This is a genomic window from Sphingomonas sp. CV7422 (genome assembly GCF_027945725.1).
In the GTDB taxonomy this organism is placed as follows: Bacteria; Pseudomonadota; Alphaproteobacteria; order Sphingomonadales; family Sphingomonadaceae; genus Sphingomonas; species Sphingomonas kyungheensis.
Genome location: NZ_CP115900.1, coordinates 1,194,087 through 1,216,200 on the forward strand (window position 1 = coordinate 1,194,087; position 22,114 = coordinate 1,216,200).

Annotated in this window: 14 protein-coding genes and 1 tRNA gene; 9 read left to right on the top strand and 6 right to left on the bottom strand. The window is 68.9% G+C overall.

Going from position 1 to position 22,114, the window contains the following annotated elements; translation table 11 throughout:
- Positions 1-19 precede the first annotated feature (19 nt).
- From PBN85_RS05890 to PBN85_RS05900, 3 genes are all read right to left on the bottom strand, one after another.
- Entirely contained in the window at positions 20-2,584 is a 2,565-nt protein-coding gene (locus tag PBN85_RS05890) for a beta-mannosidase (protein ID WP_271300435.1), read from the bottom strand.
- The gene (locus tag PBN85_RS05895) at positions 2,581-4,911 is read right to left on the bottom strand and encodes a beta-N-acetylhexosaminidase (RefSeq protein ID WP_271300436.1); all 2,331 of its coding nucleotides are present in this window, start codon (positions 4,909-4,911) and stop codon (positions 2,581-2,583) included. Before PBN85_RS05895 ends, PBN85_RS05890 begins: the two co-directional genes overlap by 4 nt.
- 158 nt (positions 4,912-5,069) lie before the next feature.
- Positions 5,070-7,844 carry a TonB-dependent receptor gene (locus PBN85_RS05900; RefSeq protein WP_271300437.1) on the bottom strand — a complete coding sequence of 925 codons (2,775 nt, stop codon included), beginning with the start codon at positions 7,842-7,844 and terminating at the stop codon, positions 5,070-5,072.
- A 416-nt stretch (positions 7,845-8,260) separates the two neighbouring features.
- On the opposite strand from PBN85_RS05900, the gene PBN85_RS05905 reads away from it, so the two are divergent.
- The 7 genes from PBN85_RS05905 (at position 8,261) to nagE (ending at position 19,223) form a co-directional block, all read left to right on the top strand.
- Positions 8,261-9,046: a copper homeostasis protein CutC gene (locus PBN85_RS05905; RefSeq protein WP_271300438.1), complete on the top strand. Its 786-nt coding sequence runs from the start codon at positions 8,261-8,263 to the stop codon at positions 9,044-9,046.
- A gap of 76 nt (positions 9,047-9,122) precedes the next feature.
- The gene (locus PBN85_RS05910; protein WP_037530205.1) at positions 9,123-9,860 is read left to right on the top strand and encodes a GntR family transcriptional regulator; all 738 of its coding nucleotides are present in this window, start codon (positions 9,123-9,125) and stop codon (positions 9,858-9,860) included.
- A gap of 40 nt (positions 9,861-9,900) precedes the next feature.
- Positions 9,901-10,920 carry an SIS domain-containing protein gene (locus PBN85_RS05915; protein WP_271300846.1) on the top strand — a complete coding sequence of 340 codons (1,020 nt, stop codon included), beginning with the start codon at positions 9,901-9,903 and terminating at the stop codon, positions 10,918-10,920.
- Positions 10,917-12,053: an N-acetylglucosamine-6-phosphate deacetylase gene (gene nagA, locus PBN85_RS05920; protein ID WP_271300439.1), complete on the top strand. Its 1,137-nt coding sequence runs from the start codon at positions 10,917-10,919 to the stop codon at positions 12,051-12,053. The genes PBN85_RS05915 and nagA overlap by 4 nt, the downstream gene beginning before the upstream one ends.
- Positions 12,050-14,965: a beta-galactosidase GalA gene (gene galA / locus PBN85_RS05925; protein WP_271300440.1), complete on the top strand. Its 2,916-nt coding sequence runs from the start codon at positions 12,050-12,052 to the stop codon at positions 14,963-14,965. The genes nagA and galA overlap by 4 nt, the downstream gene beginning before the upstream one ends.
- An 83-nt stretch (positions 14,966-15,048) precedes the next feature.
- Positions 15,049-17,532: a phosphoenolpyruvate--protein phosphotransferase gene (ptsP, locus tag PBN85_RS05930; RefSeq protein WP_271300441.1), complete on the top strand. Its 2,484-nt coding sequence runs from the start codon at positions 15,049-15,051 to the stop codon at positions 17,530-17,532.
- On the top strand, positions 17,529-19,223 hold the full coding sequence (gene nagE, locus PBN85_RS05935) for an N-acetylglucosamine-specific PTS transporter subunit IIBC (protein WP_271300442.1): 1,695 nt from the start codon (positions 17,529-17,531) through the stop codon (positions 19,221-19,223). Before ptsP ends, nagE begins: the two co-directional genes overlap by 4 nt.
- 4 nt (positions 19,224-19,227) lie before the next feature.
- On the opposite strand, the gene PBN85_RS05940 is transcribed toward nagE, so the two are convergent.
- Entirely contained in the window at positions 19,228-19,767 is a 540-nt protein-coding gene (locus tag PBN85_RS05940) for a pseudouridine synthase (protein WP_037530789.1), read from the bottom strand.
- Positions 19,768-19,868: 101 nt separating this feature from the next.
- On the opposite strand from PBN85_RS05940, the gene PBN85_RS05945 reads away from it, so the two are divergent.
- Positions 19,869-19,939: transfer RNA gene (locus tag PBN85_RS05945), tRNA-Gly, on the top strand.
- A gap of 119 nt (positions 19,940-20,058) precedes the next feature.
- Here the strand turns inward: PBN85_RS05945 and PBN85_RS05950 are convergent.
- Positions 20,059-20,637 carry an SMI1/KNR4 family protein gene (locus PBN85_RS05950; protein ID WP_271300443.1) on the bottom strand — a complete coding sequence of 193 codons (579 nt, stop codon included), beginning with the start codon at positions 20,635-20,637 and terminating at the stop codon, positions 20,059-20,061.
- 150 nt (positions 20,638-20,787) lie between these two features.
- Here PBN85_RS05950 and PBN85_RS05955 point away from each other — a divergent pair, with 150 nt between their 5' ends.
- Positions 20,788-21,345 (top strand): hypothetical protein, encoded by a 558-nt coding sequence (locus PBN85_RS05955; RefSeq protein WP_271300444.1) that lies wholly within the window; start codon positions 20,788-20,790, stop codon positions 21,343-21,345.
- A 33-nt stretch (positions 21,346-21,378) separates the two neighbouring features.
- On the opposite strand, the gene PBN85_RS05960 is transcribed toward PBN85_RS05955, so the two are convergent.
- Entirely contained in the window at positions 21,379-21,648 is a 270-nt protein-coding gene (locus PBN85_RS05960; protein WP_271300445.1) for a hypothetical protein, read from the bottom strand.
- Positions 21,649-22,114 lie beyond the last annotated feature (466 nt).

A 22,114-nucleotide genomic window follows, 5' to 3' on the forward strand; every position in this document is an offset into this window, starting at 1 on the left:
AGACAGGGGGAGGAAAGGGTCATCGCGCCAGCGTCCGCAGTACCGGCGTCTGCTGGCCGGTCAGTGTCACCGTGATGCTCTCGCCGGGCAATAGGTCAAAACCATTGTCGGAAGCCTGGCCCGGCATATCGCCCATGTCGATCATCACCGCGCGCGCCAGCCGGGTGGCGGTGATCGTCGCCCGGTCGCCGTCGCGGCGCAGCGTCAGGCCGGGATCGGGATAGGCCATATCCTTGGGCGCGAGCCGCTCGACGATCGTGCGGCTGACGCTGCGCCCGTCGATCAGCAGCTCGGCGACCGCATAGCTCTGCGCCGGCGGGGCGGCGCCGAACAGCGCGGCATCGGGCAGCGTCGCTACCGTCGCGGCGGAGAGCGGCGCGAGCGTCGCCGCCGCCTCGCGCGTCGCCAGCGTCGTGCCGGTCATGTCGCGCACCGTCACCCGCCAGCGCGCCGCGATCGGCGTCGTCGCGTCCGAGATCAGCGTCACCTGCGTGCTCGCGTCCTTATGCTCCGCGACGATCGCCTGCGGTGCGAAGAACCGCCGCGCCTCATACTGGAGCAGCTTCCACTGGCCGAGGTGATCGATGCTCGCCCAGCTGATCGACGGCCAGACGTCGTTGAGCTGCCAGAACAGCGACCCCATCGTCACCGGCCGGCAGGCGCGGTGGTGGCGCGCGGCGAGGCCGATCGCCTGCGCCTGATTGACCTGCGTCAGATAGACGAAGTCGGCGAAGTCCTTGGCCGGCCGCAGCCGCTGGTCGAGGTACAGCCGCAGCCGGGCATTGCCTTCGCCCGCCAGGAACTTCTGATGCGCCTTCATCACCGCGCTGTCGGCATCGAGCGCGCCCGGCCCGGCGAAGTCGCGGATCGTCGCCATCGTCGGCATCGCCTGGAAGCCATATTCGGACATGAAGCGCGGGCAGTGATCGAGATATTGCTCGACCGGCTTCGATCCCGACCAGACGTCCCAGAAATGGCGATCGCCATTGGCGTCGGTATCGGTCGGGCCTTCGTAATCGCTCGACGGCGATCCCGGCATATAGGGCGTGCCGGGACTGTTGCGCGTGACGGCATCGCGCAGCACCCGGTCGAACAGCACCGCCATGCCAGTGCCGATCCGCTCCTGCTCGTCGGGGCCGACCGCCGTCTTGAACGCCTTGCGGTCGCTCCAATTCTCCCAGCCGGACAGGACTTCGTTATTGCCCGCCCAGAGGACGATCGAGGGATGGTCGCCGAGCCGCGCGACCTGCTCGTCCGCCTCGATGCGGACGTTCTCGCGGAATGCGGCCTCGGGCGGCGTCACCGAGCCGCCGAACATGAAATCCTGCCAGATCATCAGACCCAGCCGGTCGGCCATTTCGTAAAAGTCATCGTCGAGATAATAGCCGCCGCCCCAGACGCGGATCATGTTCATATTGGCGTCGCGCGCCGCGGTGAGCAGCCCCTGCATCTCGGCCGCCTCGACACGCGCCGGGAAGCTGTCGAACGGGATCAGATTGGCGCCCTTGGCGAAGACGCGATTGCCGTTGACGACGAAGGCGAAGGCGCCATCACGCCGGTCGAGCGACACGGTGCGCAGCCCGATGCGCCGCGCCCGCTGCTCGCTCGCCGCGCCGTCGACCAGCAGGGTCGTCGCGACGGTGTAGAGCGGCTGCGCGCCATAACCGGCGGGTTGCCAGCGCTGCGGCGCGGCGACGGTGAGCGGGATCGCGACGCGGTTGAGCCCGGCGGCGACCGCCACCGCCTGTTCGACGGTGCGCGCGGTGCCGTCGGGCGCGGTCAGCGTCGTGCGCAGCATCACCGTCTTCGCCCGGTCGGCGACGATCGTCGCGCGCGCGGTCAGCCGCGCCTCGGCATCGTTGAGCGCATCCTGTTCGACGCGCAGCGTCTCGATCCGCGCCGCGTCCCACGCCTCGAGCCGCGCCGGCCGCCACAGGCCGATGGTGACGATCCGCGGACCCCAGTCCCAGCCATATTGGTATTTCGGCTTGCGGATATAGGGCGAGGTCTGGCGGTCGCCGGGATCGTCCTTGAACGCCGAGACATATTCCCCGGGCAGCGGGTGCTTGGCGGCGAGGACCAGCGGCGCGAGCTGCTTGATCGGCGAGGCGATGGTGACGAGGATCTCATTGTCGCCGGCCTTGAGCAGCGACTTGGCATCCGCGCGCCAGCGGCGATGCGCATTGTCGGCGGAGAGCAGCACGCGACCGTTGACGCGCACCGTCGCGAAGGTGTCGAGCCCGTCGAAGACGAGGTCGAGATGGTCGCGCGCCAGCATCGCCGGCGACATCGCGATCTGCGTGCGGAACTGCCAGTCGGTCAGGCCGACCCATTGGATCGCGGCTTCGTTGGTGCCCTTGAACGGATCGGGGACGCGGTGGGCGGCGATCAGATCCTGCTGGACGCTGCCCGGCACGTGCGCGGGCAGCCAGCGCGTTTCCTTGGGATGCGCCTGTCCGGCAGCGCTGTCGGCGGGATCGATCCGCACCTGCCAGCCACGGTCGAGCGCCACGTCCGTGCGCGGCGCGGCGAAGGCCGGCGTCGATGCGAGCAGGGCGAAGAAAAGGGGGAGGGCGGGCTTCACTGGACAGGCTCCGTCAACTGGACGTGATCGACCACGTAGAGCGGGTCGACTAGCGGCGAGGTGAATTGCAGGCAGAGGTCGGCGTCGCGCGTCTGCGGCGGCAGCGCGGCCTCGAAGCGCATCCGGTTGGGCGCGCTTGCCGGATCGGGCAGTGGGAAGGTCGCCAGCACCGCCGGCCGCGGCGCGTCCTTCGTCGGGCAGCCGGCGGTGACGACCAGCTCGCCGTGCGGCGTGACGTTGTAATGCGCGCGCAGCTTGGTGAACTCGTGCGCGAGCCCGAACGGCCGCGGCAGTCGCGCGACGTCCAGCGCGATCGTCCTCGCGCGGGCGATCGGTGCAGCGGGGAAGACCGAGCAAGTGTCGAACAGGTCGATCTTATAGGCGGGCGCGTCGGCGGTGGCGTCGGCGGTCAGCGGTACGTGCAGCGCCAGCGATCCGGTCGGGCAGGCGGTGAGCGCGTCATTGCCAGCGCCGAGCAACGCCTGCCGGTCGGTCGCGAAGCTGCGCGGCGCCGCCAGCGCCACGCCCGCGGCATCGAAGGCGGCGGCGCGGATCGTCGCGCCGGGTGCCAGCGTCAGCGGCGCGGCATAGCGCCGACTGTTGGCGGCGGGGGCGCTGCCGTCGAGCGTGTAGCGGATCGTGCCGAGCGGGGCCTGTGTCGCCAGGGCGACCGTCATGCGCCCGCTGCGCAGCACGTCGCCGCGCTTGCCCTCCAGCGTGTACGTGACCGCGAAGGCGCTGTCGGCGACCTCCAGCCCTGCCCGCCGCCAGCGCGCGATCTGCGGCTGGAGCCGTGCGACGAAGCCGGGAAAGTTGCGCGCACCCGGCGCCGACCAGCTGATCTCGGCGAGCGCCGCGGCGCGCGGGAAGATCGCATGCTGCACCTGCCGCGCGGTGATGAGATATTCGCTGAACGCATTGCCCTGCGCGCCGAGGATATGTCCGGCGGCGGCGGCATCGATGCCCGCGGGCAGCGGATCGTAGCGATACAGGTCGGCCAGCGTCTGGATCGCCAGCCGGCCGGGCGGCTCGTCCGCCTGATCGCTCTGCGCATTGTCGAGGTAGAGCGTCGGCCCCGGCGACAGCACGACATCGTGCCCGCGCTTCGCCGCCTCGACCGCGCCCGCCTCGCCGCGCCACGACATCACCGCCGCCGATCGCGGCAATTCGCCTTCGAGGATCTCGTCCCAGCCGATCAGCCGCCGGTTGCGCTTGGCGAGATAGGCGGCGAGCTGGCCGATCAGCCAGCTCTGCATCTGCATCTCGGTCTTGAGGCCGAGCGATGCCATCTGCGCCTGCACAGCGGGCGAGCGCTCCCATTGATCCTTGACCGCCTCGTCGCCGCCGAGATGGACATACGGCCCCGGAAATACCGCGAGCAGCTCGTCGAGGATGTCCTCGACGAACCGCACCGTCTCTGGGCGCGGGTTGAGCAGATACGGATTGACGCCCCAGTCGTGGCCGACTGCGGGCCGATCGCCGAGCACGCCATGTTCGGGATAGGCGGCGACCAGGGCCTGCGCATGGCCGGGCAGGTCGATCTCTGGCACGATGACGATACCGCGCTCGGCGGCATAGGCGACGAGGCCGCGCAGCTCCGCCTGCGTATAGAAGCCGCCGACGCGCGCTCCCGGCGGGCCGCCGGCGGAGGGCGGGGTGCGCCAGGCGCCGACCTCGGTCAGCTTGGGATAGCGTCTGACCTCGAACCGCCAGCCCTGATCGTCGCTGAGATGGAGATGGAGCGTGTTGAGCTTCACCGCCGCCATCTGGTCGACGATATCGCGCAGCACCGCGACGGGCTGGAAATGCCGCGCCGGATCGATCATCAGCCCGCGCCAGGCGAAGCGCGGCGCATCGGCGATGGCGAGCGCCGGCACCGCGACCGGCCGGCCATAAGCGCGATCCGGGCTGAGCAATTGCGCGAGCGTCATCGCGCCGTGGACGAGGCCGCGATCGCCCGATGCACTGATCCGGATGCCGTGCGCATCGCTGTCGAGCCGATAGGCCTCGTCGCCGGTGACGGTCGCATCGCGGACGAAGCGGATCGCGGCCTCGCCGGCGACCGGTGCGAGCGCGATCCCGCGCGCGGCGCGGACGTGCTGGGCGAGCAACCGCGCGGCCGCCGCCGCACCGGCATCGCCCGGCGGTGTGCCGACCCGCGCGCCGTCGGCGACGAGGAAGCTTCCGCTGCCCTGCGTCACGCTCTGCGGCAGGGGGACGAGCGGCAGCTCGCCCGCAGCCGGCGGGGCGGGGCGGGCGGCGGCGGGCGCGGTCAGCAGCGCCAGCGCAGCGCCGACGACGATCGCGATTCCCGGTTGCTCCCTCATGGCCGCCCCTTGGTCCTGTTTTGGTATTGATGGTATCTTGGCCGACGCTTTCCGCGGCGTCCATGCCTGATCTGCAAAAAAGCCCCGGCAGCCGCATCACGGGCTGCCGAGGCAATGATTTTTTACACACGTTATTTGAGTGGTTTGACCGGGGCGTCTTACATCCGGAACGACACCGCCGCCGCGAACGTGCGGCCGTTCTTGTAGAAGGCGGTGGGCCGGTCCGGCGTCGCATTATATTGCAGGTACGTCTCGTCGAGCAGGTTCTGCGCGTTGACGCTGAGCACGATGCCCTTGGTGATGTTGAGCGAGGCGGAGGCATCGAGCTGGCTGTAGGGCGCGACCATTTCGCGCGAGCCGAGCCGGCCGATCGTGCGGAAATAGCTCGACCGGTAATTGTAACTGACCCGCGCCTGGAACGGTCCCTTTTCGAAATAGGGGATCACGTTAACCGTATGCTTCGACAGATAGGGCAGGTTGAGCGTCGTGCCGGTCACGTCGGTATTGGAGGTCGAACTTTCCTGATAGGAATAATTCGCCTGCAAGCCGAAGCCGCCCCAGATGTCGCTCTGCGCGGAGATCAACGCGCCGTTGACCTTCGCCTTGCCGCCATTGATCGGCTGGTTGACGTTGTAGGTCGCCAGCGCGCCGGTCAGTGAGTTGAAGAAGACCGCATTGGTCCGCGTGTTAAAAATATAGTTGCTGATCTCGCGTCGGAACAGCTCGACCGCCAGCAGGCTGCCGGCGCGGGGGTAATATTCGGCGGTCAGTTCGTAATTGGTCGACTCATAGGGCTTGAGGTTGGGATTGCCGCCGCCACCGTCGAGCGTGACGTTGTTGAGTGAGGTCGCCGCCGCCAGATCCTCGTAGCGCGGCCGCGCGATGACCCGCGCCGCCGCACCGCGGACGATCACCTTCGGCGTGATCGAATAGGCGATGTTGAGGCTCGGCAGGAACTTGAGATAGTCGTTCACCGTGCGGGTCGGCACCGGCACCGGATTGACCGTGTTGCTCAGCGTCGTCGCGTAATTGGAGATGTCGCGGGTATAGACGAGCCGGCCGCCGATATTGCCGCGCAGCCCGTCCTGATCGAAATTGGCCTGGGCATAGGAGGCCATGACCGTTTCGCGCACCTCGGTCGAGGCACCGACCTTGGTGACGAGCGGGCTGTTGATCGCATTGGCGAGGATGTCGATCACCGACTGCTGCGGCAGGTTGAGATATTTGGTGGCATTGCCCATGCCGCCGCTGCCGTCGAACGTACCGTCGGGCGTGGTCAGCGCGGTGACGCCGAGCTGGGTGACGTCGAGCGACTGCTGCAGATAGGTGTTGATCCCGCGCGCATCGACGCGATTGACGTGATCGGTGACGCGGCTGCCGAGCAGGATCTCCGTGAACGGCCCGACGCTGACCGGGATGGTCGCGTCATAGCCGCCGAAGATATCGCGATCGGTGGTGACGCTATAGTCCAGCCCGCCGATCTGCGCCGCGACCAATTGCGCCCCGGTCGACGTCAGCACCGGCCGCCCCTCGATCTGCGCGGCGTTGTTGTTCGGATTGGTGAAATAGTTCGCCGGATTGGTCAGGTCGCCGACGAAATTGACCGTCGCGGTGTTGTTGGTGAAGGCGTAGCTGTACGGCAGCTTGGTCTGCACGTTGAACAGATATTCGGGATTGCGGCCGCCCTTCGCGCGCGACCAGCCGCCCGAGAAGTTGACCTTGGCGCCGCCGTCGCCCTCCCAGTCGGCGAACAGGTTGAGATTGTCGGTCTTGAGGCTGGTGCGGCGGACGAGCGTATCGAGCTGCGCGCTCTGGCTCGTCGCCGCGCCGAAGCTCGCGGCGGTGACGACGCCGTTGCTGATCGTCGCGGACTGCAACACGTTCCCCGTCCAGGCGCCGGGGATGGTGTACATCGACTGGCTGTAATTGTTGTAATTGCCGTCGATATGCGTGCCGTTGAGGGTGAGAGTCAGGTCGCTGCTCGGCCGGAACTGCATCGTGCCCGACACGCTCTTGCGCTCGCGCTGCTGCTGGAAATAGGCGTAGTTGATGCCGAAGGGCGAGGCCGCCTTGTACAGATCCTCGATCGTGCCGCCGGTGATCGTCGCGCCGGGACTCTTGAGGCTGAGGGTGCCGTCGCTGGCGCGATTGACGAACGGGCTGTTGTAGGTGCCGTCGGCATTGGGTGCGGTATTGTCATAGCCGAAGAATTCGACGCCGGCGCGGGTCAGGTTCTGCTTGTCGTAGGTGGCGGCGACGAGCACGCCGAACGTCTCGTCGGCGTTGCGCCAGCTGTACAGGCCCGAGCCGCGGGCGTTGCCCTTGTCCGACCGGTCATTGTACGAATAGCCGCCCGAGGCGAAGATCGAATTGGCCGGCAGATCGAGCGGCCGGCGCGTGCGGACGATCACCGTACCGCCGAGGCTGCCCTCCTCGATCCGCGGCTCGGGCGACTTGTACACTTCGAGCCGGTCGACCAGTTCGGGGGCGAGCAGCGAATAGTTGAAGGTGCGGCTCGACGGATCATTGTCGTTGCCGCCCCAGTCGGCCGAGGCGAGCGCATGGCCGTCGAGCAGCATGCGGTTGAGCGCCGGATCGGTGCCGAGGATCGCCACCTTCTCGCCTTCGCCGAAGCGCCGGTCGATGCTGACGCCGGGAATGTGCGACAGCGATTCCGCGACGTTGCGATCGGGGAATTTGCCGACGTCTTCCGAGGTGATGACATCGACCACCGCATTGGCGTTGCGCTTGACGTTGATCGCCTTTTGCAGACTGCCGCGATAGCCGGTGACGATGATGTCGCCGTCGGCCGGTGCGTCCGTCGCGGTCGTCGTCGTCGCCGCCTGATCGTCGCTGCCGGGTGGGCTGGCGGTGGGCGCGGTCTGCGCCGTCGACGGAATGGCCGTGGCAAGGCCGGCCAGGGCCGTGGTCACGAGGATCGCATGGCGAAGGTGCATCAGCTTCAGTCCCCTTTGTGGCGCACGCCCGGCCGCATGCTCCGTTCACACAGCCGCATCGGCCGGCGGCGATCCACGAGCGTGCCATTTTGGCATATAAATCCGCTCGCTATGGAAAGGTTATAACCAATCCATGCCAATCCATGCATTAAAAGTGTAACATCGCTCGGCGAATGCGGCGAATTGTGTGACCGGTGGCGTGACCGCTCTGGGACCGGTACGGTCCGAAAGCGTGTAGCGCAGGTAAAGTGTAAAGCGATCAGTGATTTGGGAGAGAGGATCATGCGGGACGACGGATACGGCGGCGGCGGGTGTTGCAACGGTTCGTCGCACACGATCGCGACGGACGAGCGCCGGCAAACGCGGCAAGTGCGGGTGATGCGGGCCGAATCATGACGATGCAGGCGAATCGTCACGACACTTCGGACACCGCTCCGCGAATCACTCTGGAGATCTGCGTCGAGACCGTCGCGGGTGCCGCCGCGGCGATCGCCGGCGGCTGCGACCGGATCGAATTATGTGCCGCGCTCGCACTCGGCGGGCTGACCCCGTCGGCGGGTCTGGTCGCGGCGGTGCTCGATGTGGCGCGACCGGCCGGCGTGGCGGTGCGCGCGATGGTGCGACCGCAGCCGGGCGGCTTCACCTATGACGCGACGACGCTGGCGCTGGCGCAGCGCGAGGCGGCGGCGCTGGTCGCGGCGGGGGTCGACGGCCTCGTCTTCGGCGCGACGCGGGAGGGGGTGCTCGACACGGCGGCGCTGGCAGGCGTCCGCGACGTGTTGCCCGCCACCGTCGGCATGACGCTGCATCGCGCGATCGACGTGGTCGACGATCCGGTCGCCGCGGTCGATACGGCGGTCGCGCTCGGCTTCGACCATATCCTGACCTCGGGCGGTGCGGCCTCGGCGCCCGCCGGGGCGGCGACGATCGCCCGGATGGTGGCGCGCGCCGCGGGCCGCTGCACCGTCATGGCCGGCGCCGGTGTCGCGCCCGGCAATGTCGCCGCGCTGATCGCCGCCACCGGCGTCTGCGCGGTCCACGGCTCGGCGAGCACGGCCGCCGCACCCGCCTCCGCCGAGCGTATCGACTTCGGGCCGCCGCCGCGGATCACCAGCGCCAGGCTTGTCGCGCAGCTACGTCAGGTCATTGACGACCAGTCCAATCTAGGACAATTGTAGGGCAAGGCGCCACTGGCGCCGCTCTGCGAGCCGTGGCACCCGTTGACGCCACAAGCAGCAGAACAGGGAGTGAGGGATGAGTTTCGTGAGCCGGGTGGGGCGGTTTCGTGCCGACAATCCCTCACCGCTCTATCTGCAGCTGCAACAGCTCATCCGCGACGCGATCGGTGGCGAGGTGATCACGCGCGGCGATGCGATTCCGGCCGAGCGCGATCTCGCCGTCGAATATGGCGTGTCGCGCATCACGGTGCGCAAGGCGATCGAGGGGCTGGTCGAGGAAGGCCTGCTCACCCGTCGCCGCGGCGCGGGCACCTTCGTCGCCGGGCGCGTCGAGAAGAATTTCAGCAAATTGTCTTCCTTCTCGGAGGATATGATCGCGCGCGGCCTGACGCCGAGCAGCAGCTGGGTTTCGCGCAGCGTCGGGACCGTCAGCCCCGAGGAATCGATGGCGCTGGCCTTGTCGCCGAGCGCGCCGGTGTTCCGCTTCCAGCGGCTGCGCTTCGCCGACGAGGTGCCGATGGCGCTGGAGGTGGCGACGATCGCCGGTTTCTGCCTGCCGTCGATCGATGCGGTCGAAAGCTCGCTCTACGCCGCGCTGACCGAGGCGGGGCATCGCCCGGTGCGCGCCCTCCAGCGGCTGCGCGCCGTGCCGTTCGGCACCGACCACGCGCGGATGCTCGGCGTCGATCCGGGCTCGCCCGGTCTGCTGATCGAGCGGCGCGGCTTCCTGCGCGACGGCCGCGCCGTCGAATTCACCCGATCCTATTACCGCGGCGACAGCTACGATTTCGTGGCCGAGCTCGCCGACAGCTGACACGAGCCCGGGGGCCCTGAACCAAGTGACGACCGATACGATGACGGGCACGCTGATGCGCGCCGAGACGCTGGAGGCGGGAGCGACCGTCGCCCGGCTGGTGGCGCGCAACACCGCCGCGCTGACCGCGCTCGGCGAGCGGCTGCGTGCGACCCCGCCCGACGTGGTCGTGACCTGCGCGCGCGGATCGTCGGACCATGCCGCGATGTACGGCAAATATCTGATCGAGACGCTCATCGGCGTGCCGGTCGCCTCCGCCGCGCCCTCGGTCGTATCGCTGTTCGACGCGCCGGTGACGACGCGGCGCGCATTGTGCATCGCCATCTCGCAGAGCGGTCGCAGCCCCGATCTGCTCGCGACGGTCGAGGCGCATGCCAAGGCCGGTGCCGACGTGGTGGCGCTGGTCAACGACGAGACGTCGCCGCTCGCCGAGATGGCCGACACGTTGCTCGCGCTCAGCGCCGGGCCGGAACGCTCGGTCGCCGCGACCAAATCGTGCATCGCCGCGATGGCCGGCCTCGCCGCTCTGGTCGCAGCCTGGTCGGGCGATGCCGCGCTTGCCGAGGCGGTGAAGGCCTTGCCCGAACAGCTCGAACGCGCCGTCGCGCTCGACTGGAGCGCGGGCGTCGAGCCGCTTGCCGAGGCGAAGCAGATGTTCGTCATCGGTCGCGGCTATGGCTTCGGCGTCGCGCAGGAATGCGCGCTCAAGCTCAAGGAAACCTGTCAGGTGCAGGCCGAGCCGTTCAGCGCCGCCGAGGTGCGCCACGGCCCGATGGCGATCGTCGGCGAAGGCTTTCCGGTGCTCGCGCTGGCGACCTCCGACGCGGCGGGCGACGACGTGATGGCGGTGGCGGAGACCTTCGCCGGCCGCGGCGCGACCGTCCTGTCGGCGCATGCCGGCGATGCGCGCGCCAACCTGCCCGCGCTCGACGCGCATCCGGCGGTGCAGCCGATCCTGATGCTGGCGAGCTTCTACGGTCTCGCCGAGGCGCTGTCGCGGCGGCGCGGGCTTGATCCCGACACGCCCCCGCACCTCGCCAAGGTGACGCGCACGCTATGAGCGAGGCGTTCCGATATACCAACGGCCAGGTCGTCGTCGCCGATGCGGTGTGGCGCGGTGCGGAGATCGTCGTTGCGGGGGATCGCATCGCGTCGATCCGCCCGCTCGACGGCGAGGCGGGTGACGCGGTCGATCTCGACGGCGGCTGGCTGATGCCGGGCTTCATCGACACGCAGGTCAACGGCGGCGGCGGCGTGCTGTTCAACGACGAGACCGACGTCGACGGCATCGCCGCGATCACCGCGGCACATGCGCGCTACGGCACCACCGCGCTGCTGCCGACGCTGATCAGCGACACGCCCGACCGTATCGCGCTCGCGCTCGATGCGGTGGATGCGGCGATCGCGGCGGGCGTGCCCGGCGTGGTCGGCGTGCATATCGAGGGGCCGTGGCTCAACGTCGCGCGCAAGGGCATCCACGACCCGGCGCGCTTTCGCCTGCTCGATGCCGAGATGATCGCGCTGCTCACCCGGCCGCGTCGCGGCAAGGTGATGGTGACGCTGGCGCCAGAGCTGGCGCAGATCGATGACATCGCCCAGCTGACCGCCGCCGGCGTGCTGGTCAGCGCCGGTCATACCGAGGTGAGCTATGACGGGGCGCTCGCCGCCTTCGATGCGGGGCTGAGCGGCATCACCCATCTGTTCAACGCGATGCCGGCGATGGTGCAGCGCACTCCCGGCCTCGTCGGCGCAGCGCTCGACGATTCGCGGCCGTGGTGCGGGCTGATCGCCGACGGCGTCCACGTCGCTCCGGCGGTGCTGCGCATCGCGCTGCGCGCGCGCGGGCTCGACCGGATGATGCTGGTCACCGATGCGATGTCGTCGGTCGGCGCGGAGGTGAAGGATTTCGTCCTGCAGGGGCGGCAGATTCGCGTGCGCGACGGCATCTGCTCCTATGAGGATGGCACCTTGGCCGGATCGGACCTCGACATGGCGGCGGCGGTCGCCAATGCGATGGGGATGCTCGGGCTCGAGCCGGTGGCGGCGGCGCGGCTCGCCGCGGGCAATCCGGCGGCCTTCCTCGGCCTGTCGGCGGAACGCGGGGCGCTCGCCGCCGGGCTGCGCGCCGATTGGGTGCAACTGACCGCGGCGATGGCGCCGGTCGCCACCACCATCGGCGGCCATCCGGCATGACGATCGACCGGCGGCAGCTGCTCGGGTCCGCCGGTGCCGGTCTGACGCTGACCCTGCCCGCCGCCGCGCGCGCAGCGCGCGGGCCGGATTATGGCGCGCTGCCGATGCCCGCCCCGGTCGACGGCCTGCGCGCGCCGCTGCCGGTGGGGGATCCGTCGCGGATCGGCTTCGACCAGGGCTGGCTGTTCCACGAAGGCGACATCGCGGTGCCGCCGGCGGCGACGCATAACGAGACCTATCTGCGCGCCAAGGCGGGCAATGCGGTCGGCGCGGCGGCGATCGATTATGACGACAGCGACTGGCCGCTGGTGACGCTGCCGCATGACTGGGCGTCGTTCCAGCCGTTCGTCGAGAGCGCCAATGTCGCGCAGGGCTATCGGCCACGCGGCATCGGCTGGTACCGGCGCAGCTTCCACCTCGATCCCGCCAGCCGCGGCCAATATTGCGAATTGCAGTTCGACGGTATCGCCACCAACGCGACCATCTGGGTCAACGGTAGCGTCGTCGCGCATAATTGGTCGGGCTATAACAGCATCTACGTCGACATCACGCCGTTCGCCCGCTTCGGCGACGAGCGCAACGTCGTCGCGATCCGCGTCGATGCCGAGGCGATGGAGGGCTGGTGGTATGAAGGCGCCGGCCTCTACCGCCATGCCTGGCTCGCCCGCCGCGCGCCTGTCTCGATCGTCACCGACGGCGTGCATTGCGACCCGCGCGCCGGCAGCGGCGGCGGCTGGAGCGTGCCCGTCACGGTGACGGCGCGCTCGACCGAGGCCGCGGCGGTCGGGGTCCGCGCCGTGGCCCGGCTGCTCGATTCAGGCGGCCGGACGGTCGCGACCGCGACGACCGATATGGCCACGGTGCCGCCGCTCGGGCAGGGCGACCTCACCACGACGCTGACGATCGCCGATCCGGCGCTCTGGTCGGTGGCGACGCCGACGCTGTACACCGTCACCGTGGCGCTCGAACGCGACGGCGCGACGGTCGATGCGCGCAGCGTGCCGGTCGGCTTCCGCACGATCCACTTCGATGCCGACCGCGGCTTCTTCCTCAACGGCGCGCCGGTCAAGCTGAAGGGCGTGTGCATCCACCACGACCATGCCGGCGTCGGCGTCGCCCTTCCCGACGCGCTGATGGCGTGGCGGCTGGAGCGGCTCAAGGAGCTGGGCTGCAACGCGATCCGCTGCTCGCACAACGCGCCGCCGCTGGCTTTCCTCGACCTATGCGACCGGATGGGTTTCCTCGTCATGGACGAGAACCGCAATTTCAATCCCTCGCCCGACTATATGGCCCAGCTCGAATGGCTGGTGCGGCGCGACCGCAACCATCCCAGCGTCATCCTCTGGTCGGTGTTCAACGAGGAGCCGATGCAGGGCACCCACGCCGGCGTCGAGATGGTGCGGCGGATGGCCGCCGCGGTGAAGCGGCTCGACGACAGTCGCCCGGTCACCGCGGCGATGAACGGCGCCTTCTTCAATCCGGAGAATGTCTCGACCGTCGTCGACGTCGTCGGCTTCAATTATTATCCCGGCGATTACGACAAGTTCCACGCGCTCAACCCGACCAAGCCGATGACCAGCTCGGAGGATACCAGCGCGTTCGAGACGCGCGGCGCCTATCAGACGATCCCGGCGAAGAACATCCGCTCGTCGATGGACGACGATGCGGCGGGCTGGGGCGAGACGCACCGCAAGGGCTGGGCAGAGATCGCCAGGCGCCCGTTCGTCGCTGGCGGCTTCGTCTGGACGGGCTTCGACTATCATGGCGAGCCGACGCCGCACGTCTGGCCGACGATCAGCAGCTTCTTCGGCATCCTCGATCTCTGCGGCTTCCGCAAGACGGCCTATGACATCCATCGCGCCGGCTGGATCGACGATGCGCCGGTCGTCGGCCTGGCGCCGCACTGGACCTGGCCCGGACGCGAGGGGCAGCCGGTGCCGATCCTCGTGCTCAGCAATGCCGAGCGGATCACGCTCAGGCTCAACGGCCGCGTCGTCGGCGAGGCGGCGGTCGACCGGCTGATGGGCAACAGCTTCACCGTGCCCTATGCCCCCGGCACGATCGAGGTGATCGCCTCAATCGGCGGACGCGAGGTGGCGCGCGCTGGGCATGAGACGGCGGGGCCACCGGTGGCGCTGCGCCTCACCCCGGCACGGCGCGCGATGGCGGGCGACGGCGAGGACGTCCAGCCGGTGACGATCGACGCGATCGACGCGCGTGGCCGCCACGTCCCCACCGCCAATCTGCCGACGCGGTTCGTCGTCACCGGCGCGACGATCATCGGTGTCGGCAACGGCGATCCCAACAGCCACGAATCCGAGAAGGGCGACAGCGCGACGAGCGGCGCGCGATCGCTGTTCAACGGGCTGGCGCAGGTCATCGTCCAGGCCGACGCCGGCGGGCGCGGTCGCATCACGCTGCGCGCCACCGCACCCGGTCTGCGCCCCGCGACGCTGACGATCGACCGTATCGCCGCGGCGCCCCGCGCGCAGGTCGCACCGCTCGCCGCGACGCGGACGATCGACGACTGGCGGCGCTCGCCCTTGCTCGCGGCGCGCCCCGACGCGTCGCTGACGCCGGCAGAGAATGACAATAACAGCTGGGCCTTCGTCCACAGCGGCACCGCCACCCCGGCCGAGGCGCAGGCGGGCTGGCAGGTCTATCGGGCCAGCGTCACGCCGGTGCGCGTCATCGCCGCGAAGGGCGGCCGGATCGCCTTCGCCGCGGTCGCAGGACGGGCCGAACTGTGGGTCGACGGACGCAAGCTCGCCGACAAAGCCGGTGCGGCGGTCGGACCGATCACGGCGGCCTTGCCGGCGGGCGCGGGGCCGCGTGCGATCGTCCTGATCGTCGCGCCCGAGCCGGGCCGGCCCTCCGGCATCGTCGGCCCGGTGACGATCAGCGCTGGCTGAGGCGGTCACAAAGGTATTCAATAGGTATTGTCAGCGGGTTGCCGCGCGATACACTGCGCGTCCGACCGGCGAGGAATGATGGAATGACCGACAAGCAGCTGCTGGCGCCACTCGCGGGATGGGTCCTGCCGCTGACCGCCGTGCCCGATCCGGTCTTCGCCGAGGGGATGATGGGGCCGGGCGTCGCGATCGATCCGACCGGTGACACGCTTCACGCGCCCTGCGATGCGCGCGTCCTGACGCTCCACGCTGCCGGTCATGCGATCACCCTCGACCTCGGCGACGGCGTGTCGCTGCTCGTCCATATCGGCATCGACACGGTGCGGCTCGGCGGCAGCGCCTTCACCCCGCTCGTCGCGCCGGGCGACAGCGTCCGCGCCGGTGATGCGCTGATCCGCTTCGACCTCGATGCGATCGTCCGGCAGGCCGCCTCGGCGGTGACGCCGGTGCTGCTCGTCGAGGGCGCGGCGACGATCGCGCCGATCGCGGGCGAGGGGCTGATCGCGGTCGGAGCCCCGCTCGCGCGGATCAGCGCCGCCACCGCCGAAGGCGGCTTGGCGGACGCCGCGGCGGGCGAGACGCTGCGACGCGACGCCACCGTGCTGCTGCCCCATGGTCTGCACGCGCGGCCGGCGGCGCGGATCGTCGCCGCGGTGCGCGACAGCGGCGCCGAGGTGACGCTGACCGCCGGTGACGACAGCGCATCGGCGACGAGCCCGATCGCCTTGCTGTCGCTCGGCCTCGCGCAGGGGCGCGCCGTCACCATCACCGCGCGCGGCGGCGATGCGGCCGGCGCGATCGACGCCGTCGTCGCCTTGCTCAGCGCCGAGGTCGACGCGCCGCCGCCGGCCGTCGCGCCGCCGCCGGCCGCCGCGCCGTCGCTCGAGCCGGGGGCCTTGCCCGGCGTACCTGCCGCGCCGGGCGTGGCGATCGGCCGCGCCGTCTGGCTGCGTCCCGACATTCCCGAGCTGCCGACGACGGGCGAGGGGGTGACGATCGAACGGGCGCGCCTCGCCGAGGGTATCGCCGCGGTCACCGCCGACCTCGCCGCCACGGCGGGCGGCGGGCAGATCGGCGGCGTGCTGGCCGCGCATCGCGCGATCCTTGACGATCCCGACCTGCGCGGTCGCGCCGAGGCGGGGATCGCCAACGGCATGGCGGCGGCAGCGGCGATGATGACCGCGGCGGAGGCGCAGGGGGCGCAGCTTCGCGCCACCGGCAACGCCCGCATCGCCGAACGCGCCGACGACATTCGCGACGTCGCGTTGCGCGTCGTCCACGCCATCCTCGGCACGCGCGCCGCAGCGGTCAGCGTGCCGGCCGGCGCGATCGTGCTCGCCGACGATCTGCTGCCCTCGCAATTCGCCGCGCTCGCCGCGGCGCAGGTCGCCGGCTTCGCGGTGGTCGGCGGTGGCCCGACCTCGCACGTCGCGATGCTCGCCGCCGGCCTGGGCGTGCCGATGGTCGTCGCGGCCGGCGACGCGCTGCGCGTCATCTCCGACGGCACGATGCTGATCCTCGACGCCGACGCCGGTGCGGTCGTCGCCGATCCTGCCCCCGATCGCATCGCGCAGGCGCAGACGGTGATCGACCGCCGCGCCGCCGCCGAGGCCGCCGCGCGCGCCGCCGGTGACGCTCCCGCGGCGACAGCCGATGGTACGGCCATCCACGTCTATGCCAATCTCGGCTCGATCGCCGATGCCGAGGCGGCGGCGGCGGCCGGTGCCGAGGGCTGCGGCCTGCTCCGCACCGAGATCCTGTTCCTCGACCGCGCCGTCGCGCCGGACGTCGCCGAACAGGCGGCGGATTATCGCGGTGTCGTCGCGGCCCTGCCGGGGCGGCCGGTGGTGATCCGCCTGCTCGACGTCGGCGGCGACAAGCCCGCGCCCTATCTGGCCATTCCCCCCGAGGAGAATCCGGCGCTCGGCCTGCGCGGCATCCGCGTCTCGCTGGCGCGGCCGGAGGTGCTCGACACCCAATTGCGCGCGATCCTCGCCGTGCCCGAGATCGACCGGGTGCGCATCATGGTGCCGATGGTGGCGAGCGTCGCCGAACTGATCGCGGTGCGCGCCGCGCTCGACCGGCTGCGCGACGAGCTCGGCATCGGCCCGGTGCCGCTCGGCGCGATGGTCGAGACGCCGGCGGCGGCGGCGACCGCCGATCTGATCGCCGCGCATGCCGACTTCCTGTCGATCGGCAGCAACGACCTGACCCAATATGTGCTGGCGATGGATCGCGGCAATCCCGCCGTGGCCAGCGGGATCGACGGCCTGCATCCGGCGGTCCTCCGCCTGATCGGCATGACCTGCGACGGTGCGGCGACACGCGGCGTGCCGGTCAGCGTCTGCGGCGGGCTTGCCGCCGATCCGCTCGCCGCGCCAATCCTGATCGGGCTCGGCGTCCGCACCCTGTCGGTGCCGCCGGCGCGTGTGCCGGCGACCAAGGCGCTGGTCGGGCGGCTGACGCTGGCGGCGGTGCGGACGCATGCCGCCGCGGCGACCGCCGCCGCCGGCGCCGCGGAGGTCCGCGCGCTCGCCCGCCAATTCGCCGAGGAGATCAGCCGATGACCCGTTCCACCGCCGGCGCCACCATCATGGGCTTCCTGCAGCCGCTTGGCCGCGCGCTGATGCTGCCGATCGCGGTGCTGCCGATCGCCGGGCTGCTGCTTCGCCTCGGTCAGCCCGACCTGCTCGACATCCCCTTCGTCAGCGCGGCGGGGGATGCGATGTTCTCCAACCTCGGCCTGCTGTTCGCGGTCGGCGTCGCTACCGGCTTCGCACGCGACGGCAATGGTGCCGCGGCGATGGCGGGGATCGTCTGCTATCTCGTCTCGGTCAACGCCTCGCAATCCTTTCTGACCGTGCCCGCCGCGACGCTCGCCAACGTGCCCGACGCGCTCGTCGCCGGCGTGTCAGCTGCGTGGAAGACCGCGGCGATCGATCGGCTGGAGGTGCCGGTCGGCATCCTCTCGGGGCTGGTCGGCGGCGGTTTCTACAACCGGTTCGCGACCTTCAAGCTGCCGGATTATCTCGCCTTCTTCGGCGGCCGTCGGTTCGTGCCGATCATCGCCGGCATCGCCGGGCTGGTCATCGCGCTGCTGCTCGGGCTGAGCTATGCGCCGATCGACGCCGGGATGGACGCGCTCAGCCACGGCGTCGTCGCGGCGGGCGGCTACGGCTATTTCGCCTTCGGCCTGCTCAACCGGCTGCTGCTCGTCACCGGCCTGCACCATATCCTCAACAACGTCGCCTATTTCGTCGTCGGCGATTATCACGGCAAGACCGGCGACCTGACCCGCTTCTTCGCCGGCGATCCGACCGCGGGCGGCTTCATGAGCGGCTTCTTCCCGGTGATGATGTTCGGCCTGCCCGCCGCCTGTCTCGCCATGTACCACGCGACGGCGCCGGAGCGGCGCAAGGAAGTCGGCGGGATGCTGTTCAGCCTCGCGCTGACCTCGTTCCTTACCGGCGTCACCGAGCCGATCGAGTTCAGCTTCATGTTCCTCGCGCCGGTGCTCTACGGCATCCATGCGCTGCTCGCAGGGCTCGCCGAGGCGATCATGAACGCGCTCGGCGTCCGGCTCGGCTACGGCTTTTCGGCAGGGCTGTTCGATTATGTCCTGAACTACGGCAAGGCGACGCGGCCGCTGATGCTGCTGCCGGTCGGGGCGGCCTATGCGGTGATCTACTACGTGCTGTTCCGCTGGGCTATCGTCCGCTTCAACCTGCCGACGCCGGGGCGCGAGGCGCCCGAGGCCGTGCCGGCCGGACCGGCGGTGGCGGCCGATGCCAAGGCGGCGGCGTTCGTCGCCGCGCTCGGCGGTGCGGCCAATCTGCGCGGCATCGACGCCTGCGCCACCCGGCTGCGCCTGTCGGTCGCCGACGCCCAGGCGATCGACGAGCCGCGGCTGCGCCAGCTCGGCGCGCGTGGCGTGCTGCGCCCGTCGGGGACGGCGGTGCAGGTGATCGTCGGCGGCATCGCCGACGGGCTGGCGATGGAGATGCGCGCGGCGCTCGACGCCGGCGGTACCGCGACCGCGCCGGTCGCGGCCCCGCCGGCCGCCGCACCGGTGACGCTGCCGGAGACGATGGTCGCTGCGCTCGGCGGCAGCGGCAATGTCGGGGCGGTCAGCCGCCATGCCGACCGCTATCGCGTCGTCGTCACCGATCGCACGCGGGTGGACGAGGCCGCTTTGCCGCCCGAGGTCCGCACCATCGCCTGGCCGAGCCCGGCGGTCGCGCACCTGCTGCTGCGCTGAGCGGCTAGCGGAGGATGCGATGCGCCCCCGGCGCCAGCCCGTCGAGCGTCCATTCGCCGATCCGCCAGCGCACCAGCCGCAACGTCGGATAGCCGACTGCCGCGGTCATCCGCCGCACCTGCCGGTTGCGCCCTTCGCGCAAGGTCAGCGATAGCCAGCTGACGGGGATGTGCGCGCGGACGCGGATCGGCGGATCGCGCGGCCAGAGCGCGGGATCGTCGATCCGCGCCACCTCGGCGGGCCGCGTCGGCCCGTCGTTGAGCACCACGCCGTCGCGCAGCCGCGCCAGCGCCGCGTCATCGGGCTCGCCCTCGACCTGTACCCAATAGGTCTTGGCGAGCTTGAAGCGCGGATCGGCGATGCGCGCCTGCAGGCGGCCGTCGTCGGTGAGCAGCAACAGCCCCTCGCTGTCGCGATCGAGCCGTCCCGCCGGATAGACGCCGGGCAGGGCGATATGATCGGACAAGGTCGCCCGCGTCGTCGGCGCGCCGCGATCGGTGAACTGGCTGAGCACGTTGAACGGCTTGTTGAACAGCACCAGCATCGCGACGCGGTATCGCGTCGCCGCGCCGCTGTCGATTGCCCCGTTGCATTGCCGCCGCCGCCGGCTTACAGCCCGGATCGCGCCGCCGATCGCGGCCCGGCGCGGGTGTAGCTCAATGGTAGAGCAGAAGCTTCCCAAGCTTACGACGAGGGTTCGATTCCCTTCACCCGCTCCCCGCTCCCTCGTGTGAGGCGGCTCCAGCCTTAGTGGGGCAGGGGGCGATGTCCGCTAATGGGCGGAAAGCGGACGGACCGCTCTGACGCAATCATACGGAATTGCGCCCATCAATTGCTAAGGCGCGATGCCCCCGCCAGCGCCTTGATGGATGGAGAAATCGTCTGTCAGTTCCAATAAAAGGAACTGGCGAAAGCTATCGGCGACGATCGCATCCGGCAGGCCACCGATCAGTGCAACCTTTCCGCGGTTCGGTCCGTCCGAGCAGCAGATCGCCCATGCGTAGCACCAGATTAGGTAGTCCGAGAATATGAGATAAGCGTGCTTTTCGTGTTCGATCTCGTCATTCAATCTACCCGGCGGGCCATCTGGGCATTCATCCGGGATAGATTTGATTTCGTCTGCGGCCCACCACTGCGTACCGATGTCGTCCATGTATCTTGTTCGTGGCGCGGCATTTAACAGATACGATCGGAAATCATCAGGGAGGCAAATGGAATAGCGTTCTTCAAGCGCTTTGATCTGAACTTCCGCGCAACCCGGTGAATAGCTCTTCGGGTCAGAGGACGCCCAAAATCGGGCAAGAGCTTTAAATAGACGGTCCCCACCTTGGTCGAACAGCGTCGCATCGATCGGCGGGATGCCTGCGCGATGCGGCTTGGCGGGGTGCCTCCCCTTTCGTAGCCAACCGAACACAGACTTCTCCTGCCAATGATCACCGCCGCCATCGAAACTAAGCTGAACCAACGGCAGGTTCGGAGCAAGTCGATCAACCTCATGAACGACGGACTATGGGCGTAAGCGGACGCGGGTACCGGCACCAGCCGGGTTGGGTATCGACAGCCGTTGACCGGGCAGATTTGGCTGACCGCGGCGGAGGGTGTCTCCGCCGAGAGTGTTCGCTTTTGGGGGAAAGCGGACGTTGAGAAATCTGCGCCTGCGTGGGACCATGTGCGCATGAACCGTTCGCAAGCCATCGCTGCCGCCGAGCATTTTCTGGCGACTGTCTGGGGTGACAAACCTCCCAAAGATGAAGCCTTGCTCAACGCGTTGGATCGGCTTGTCGCCGCCTACCATGAGACGCCACATGGCGATTTGACGGACGCCGAGATCGATGCGCCACGACAGGATGGCCCGTCACTTTACAAGCAAGTGGCCGAACGTTTCCCGGCTTACGGGTATTACCCCGTAGCTGACCCGGCCAAATCATTCGATGACGCGCTCATGACGGCGGACGCCATCGATGATTTAGCCGACCTAACGCTCGATATGCGCGAAGTGCTTTGGTTTGCAGAGCATGTCAGCATTGATGACGCTCACTTCGCCTTTCGGCTTCATCACTTCCACTGGGGACAACACGCTAGGGAGCTTGCCATATTTCTGTGCGGGCGGCTCTGGGGGTGAATGTCCGCTAATGGGCGTGAGCGGACATTCCGCTTACTGGCTGACGGCGAACATCTCTTTGAGCATGGACGCCACATCCCTATCGCGATCGGGTCGCACCGGAAGTTCAATCCGATCTCGAACGACGCTCGTTAGATAGCCAGCAATCTGCTCGACCGGCGCTTCGGCTTTCAGCATTTGGAGCACTGCGGGCGCATACATATCGTATTCGTTAGAAGCTTCTTCGATGCCCCGCACACCGATCGGGTCCCATGCCCAGTGCAGGGCCGCTTGGACAATCCGTATACTTGTATCGAAACTCATGTAGCGATTCTACGATCGATGCCGAAGTTCCACAATTGGACGAAAGCGGAATGTCCCCTTCTGGGAGGGAAGCGGATGGGCGGCTTTCGGGCATGTAGGCCGCCTAAGCGACGCCATTGCAAGCCGCATAAGTCACACGATTGTCTTTAATTGAGAAGACTACATTGACCACGCCGCATCCGCCGTCGAGGACCATTATCATCTTGTCCTTAGTCCGCCACTCACGGCCGGGTTTGCTGGATAGCACGTAGGTGCCGACTATTGCCCGATTGTCGCGGTAATAATATCGCCTATACCTTTTCAACGCACTCGCGCCCGAAGGCATTCGCACTGTTTGCTCTATTTGATCTATGATCCTTTCGGATGACGATGACGCGCAGCCCGTAAGGGCGACGCCAAGCAGAATAGGGCGAACGTTCATCGCGTACGTCTGCACCCGTTGCTTATGGCTCGCAATGTCTGATCT

Excerpts from the sequence above, each read along its gene's own strand:
- nagE (WP_271300442.1), top strand. The coding sequence starts at position 17,529 with ATGACCCGTTCCACCGCCGGCGCCACCATCATGGGCTTCCTGCAGCCG.
- nagA (WP_271300439.1), top strand. The coding sequence starts at position 10,917 with ATGAGCGAGGCGTTCCGATATACCAACGGCCAGGTCGTCGTCGCCGAT.
- PBN85_RS05960 (WP_271300445.1), bottom strand. The coding sequence starts at position 21,648 with ATGAGTTTCGATACAAGTATACGGATTGTCCAAGCGGCCCTGCACTGG.
- ptsP (WP_271300441.1), top strand. The coding sequence starts at position 15,049 with ATGACCGACAAGCAGCTGCTGGCGCCACTCGCGGGATGGGTCCTGCCG.
- galA (WP_271300440.1), top strand. The coding sequence starts at position 12,050 with ATGACGATCGACCGGCGGCAGCTGCTCGGGTCCGCCGGTGCCGGTCTG.
- PBN85_RS05940 (WP_037530789.1), bottom strand. The coding sequence starts at position 19,767 with ATGCTGGTGCTGTTCAACAAGCCGTTCAACGTGCTCAGCCAGTTCACC.
- PBN85_RS05905 (WP_271300438.1), top strand. The coding sequence starts at position 8,261 with ATGACGATGCAGGCGAATCGTCACGACACTTCGGACACCGCTCCGCGA.
- PBN85_RS05915 (WP_271300846.1), top strand. The coding sequence starts at position 9,901 with ATGACGGGCACGCTGATGCGCGCCGAGACGCTGGAGGCGGGAGCGACC.
- PBN85_RS05895 (WP_271300436.1), bottom strand. The coding sequence starts at position 4,911 with ATGAGGGAGCAACCGGGAATCGCGATCGTCGTCGGCGCTGCGCTGGCG.
- PBN85_RS05910 (WP_037530205.1), top strand. The coding sequence starts at position 9,123 with ATGAGTTTCGTGAGCCGGGTGGGGCGGTTTCGTGCCGACAATCCCTCA.